The sequence below is a fragment of the uncultured Campylobacter sp. genome (assembly GCF_938017705.1).
Lineage (GTDB): Bacteria > Campylobacterota > Campylobacteria > Campylobacterales > Campylobacteraceae > Campylobacter_B.
Genome location: NZ_CALIIS010000117.1, coordinates 1 through 3,541, shown reverse-complemented (window position 1 = coordinate 3,541; position 3,541 = coordinate 1). Strand labels below are relative to the sequence as shown.

Genomic DNA, 3,541 nt, shown 5'->3' with positions numbered 1-3,541 from the left:
GGGGCGCATTATCGTCATCGAGATGAACCCGCGCGTAAGCCGCAGTTCGGCTCTTGCGTCTAAAGCCACGGGCTATCCGATCGCCAAGGTCGCTACGATGTTAGCTGTGGGCTTTAGCCTGGATGAGATCAAAAACGACATCACCGGCACGCCCGCGAGCTTTGAGCCCGTGATCGATTATATCGTGACTAAAATTCCGCGCTTTGCGTTTGAAAAATTCCCCGGCGCAAACCCGTATCTCGGCACTGCGATGAAAAGCATCGGCGAGGTGATGGCGATCGGGCGCAGCTTTAAAGAGAGCATTCAAAAGGCGCTGTGCTCGCTAGAGAAGGGCTACTTCGGATTTGTAGAGCTAAATTTAAGCGAAAAAGATCTCATCTTCGGGCTTCGCAACGCGCAGCAAGATAGAATTTTATATATCGCTCAGGGCTTTAGAGCGGGCATGAGCGTGGATCAAATTTACGAGCTTAGCAAGATCGATCGCTGGTTTTTGAGCCAGATCGAGCAGATCGTAAAATTTGAAGAGCGCATCGATATGGAGATCATCAACGACGCGGCGCTTTTGAGACAGGCCAAGAGCTGGGGCTTTAGCGATAAGATGATCGCAAATTTAATCAACAAAAAGGACAATCTGGGCCTTACGCAAAACGACATCCATTTTGCCTGCGCCAGACAGGGTATCTACCTAGAATACAACGAAGTAGATACCTGTGCGGGCGAGTTTGCGGCGCTTACTCCGTATCTGTACTCCAGTACCAACATAACGCCCGCTATCGCAAGCCGTAAAATTTCAAAAGATAATAAAAAGGTCCTCATCATCGGCGGCGGTCCGAACCGCATCGGGCAGGGCATAGAGTTTGACTACTGCTGCGTGCACGCTAGCTACGCTCTGCGCGATATGGGGATCACTACGATAATGTATAACTGCAACCCCGAAACCGTCAGCACCGACTACGACACGAGCGATATTTTATACTTCGAGCCGATCGATTTCGAGCATGTTAGAGCGGTCATCGAGGCTGAAAGCCCGGACGGCGTGATCGTGCATTTCGGCGGCCAAACGCCGCTAAAGCTCGCCAAGCGCCTAAGCACCGTGGGGGCCAAGATCATCGGCACGAGCGCGCGCACGATAGACGTAGCGGAGGATCGCAAGAAATTTAGCGAGTTCATCGCAAGCATCGGCGTCAAGCAGCCGAAAAACGACACCGCCGTAAGTGAAGCCGAAGCGATCGAAAAGGCCGCTGCGATCGGCTATCCCGTGCTCGTGCGCCCTAGCTACGTGCTCGGCGGTCGCGCGATGAGGCGCGTGCATAGCGAAGCGGAGCTTAGGCAGTATATGAGCGAGGCGGTGCGCGTGAGCAACCACTCGCCCGTGCTGATAGATAAATTTTTACTTGACGCGACCGAGCTTGACGTCGATGCGATCTGCGACGGACGCGACGTGTATATCGGCGCGATAATGGAGCATATCGAAGAGGCGGGCATCCACAGCGGCGATAGCGCGAGTATCTTGCCGCCGCTTAGCCTAAGTGCGGAGATGATCGATCTGGTAAGTTGCCAAACCAAAGAGATCGCGCTAAATCTCGGCGTCGTAGGGCTTATGAATATTCAATTCGCGATTTTTGAAAACGAGCTTTATATTATCGAGGTAAATCCGCGCGCGAGCCGCACCGTGCCGTTTGTAAGCAAGGCGACGGGAATCCCGATGGCGAAGGTCGCTACCCGCGTAATGTGGCAAGGGGGTCTGCGCGAGGCTTTGAAATTTTACGACGAGTTCGGTGTGTTGGTCGAAGAGAAGGGAATTTTAAAGCCGCGTATTAAAAACCATATCTGCGTCAAAGAAAGCGTCTTTCCTTTCAACAAGCTTGCAGGCGCGGATCTGATCCTGGGGCCTGAGATGAAAAGCACCGGCGAGGTAATGGGTATCGGAGAAAATTTCGCCAAAAGTTTTGCCAAATCTCAAATCGGCGCGAACAACGCGCTTCCAAGCGGCGGCAAGGTATTTTTGTCGCTCGCAGATCACGACAAACTGCGAGCCGTAGAGCTTGCACGCGCACTTACGGGCGCGGGCTTTAGTATCGCAGCTACGAGCGGCACTCACAAGCTGCTGGGCGAAAACGGCGTGGAGTGCGAGTTTGTCTATAAAATCAGCGAGGGTCGCCCAAATATCGAGGACAAGCTCAAAAACGGCGAAATTTCGCTCGTCATCAACACCAGCGACAGCAAATCAAACTCTACCGACGCCGCGAAGATCCGCCAGAGCGTGCTGCGCTTTAGGTTGCCGTATTTTACGACGATGAAGGCGGCGATCGCCGCTACGCGCTCGATCTGCTCGATAAAGGACGACTCCGCGCTTGAAGTTAAAACGCTGCAGGAGTATCTAAGCGGGGAGTAGTGAGTTGAAGTTTAGCAGCGGAATTTCTCGCTGCTAATACAATAAGCCCAAGCTTTTACTTATATCTATTAAAAGCTTGCTTAGTGGTCTTTTATTGATGTCTTTTTCATCTACAACTCCAATTATAAGTCTTAGTAAATCTTCTCGGTTATTAAAGACCTTCCCTTGGTAATTTTGCAAAAGCTCGTCAATATAGCTTTCCGTATAAATTTGAGATTTTTGTATGAGTTCTAATATAAGGTCTTTATGTTTTTGATATATACTAATAATGTGAAATAGCTCAAGAGTATTTTTGATTTCATTTTCGTCCGACTGTTCCAAAGTGTCACATTCTAGTTTAAAATCCTCTTCGCTATGGAGATAATCTGAATTTTTAGGAGTATATTTAAATAGGATTTTATCATTAATCGATGTATCAAAAGGGGAGCAAATATTTATGTTCTTGTTTGATTTTATATGATTGCAAGTGTGGCAACATGGAACTAGATTATAAATGGATATAGCAAAACAGGGGTATTCGCTTTTTGGAAAGAAGTGATCTAATTCTGCAGTTGAAATTATTTGATTGCCCTGCACCTCAAAATTTACTATGTAGTTTCTATTGCAGTATGGGCATACCGATATATTCAGATTCTTTATATGCTCTATTCTAATTTTACGATTTATAAATTCTTCATAGAGATCTATATCTTTGTCAAATGTTATATTTTTTTCATCTATATATTTTTTTATGATCTTTAATTTATTAAAGTCCATAGTTATCAAGCTTTCTAAGGTGATAACATTGTCAAATTCTGAAAGTTTTATTTCTTTCAAATGTTTTTCTAATCTGTTTATGTATGATTTCAATTTCGAATTCTTTTTAAGTGCTTTAAGTTTTCCTAGAATATTTCCTTTAAATTCGCTTTTAGCCTTATCTGTCATATCTATTTTAATCATTTTCTTCTAGTTCCTGTATTTGTTTTTTAGTTTTTCTATATCATCTTTTATAGCATCAATTTCGTCCATTTTACGGATACGTGCATCATTTAGCATCTGCCTAAGCCTAGTTTTTAAAATTGGCTCTCCGATGAGAGATATGATATCTTCGCAACTCTTTATTTCTTCATCATCGAGATGCGGTTTATCTAGTATTTTTATAACGCT

General features: G+C 45.6%; 3 protein-coding genes. 1 reads left to right on the top strand and 2 read right to left on the bottom strand.

What is annotated here, in order from left to right; all coding sequences use genetic code 11:
- Positions 1 to 2,395: carbamoyl-phosphate synthase large subunit (gene carB, locus Q0605_RS05775; RefSeq protein ID WP_298705044.1), on the top strand; the 2,395-nt coding region annotated here is incomplete at its 5' end.
- Between the two features lie 33 nt (positions 2,396 to 2,428).
- On the opposite strand, the gene Q0605_RS05770 is transcribed toward carB, so the two are convergent.
- Together Q0605_RS05770 and Q0605_RS05765 are read right to left on the bottom strand one after the other, a co-directional pair.
- On the bottom strand, positions 2,429 to 3,334 hold the full coding sequence (locus Q0605_RS05770) for an HNH endonuclease domain-containing protein (RefSeq protein ID WP_298705042.1): 906 nt from the start codon (positions 3,332 to 3,334) through the stop codon (positions 2,429 to 2,431).
- Between the two features lie 6 nt (positions 3,335 to 3,340).
- Positions 3,341 to 3,541, bottom strand: a 201-nt coding sequence (locus Q0605_RS05765; protein WP_298705040.1) for a hypothetical protein, incomplete at its 5' end; no start/stop codon positions are given.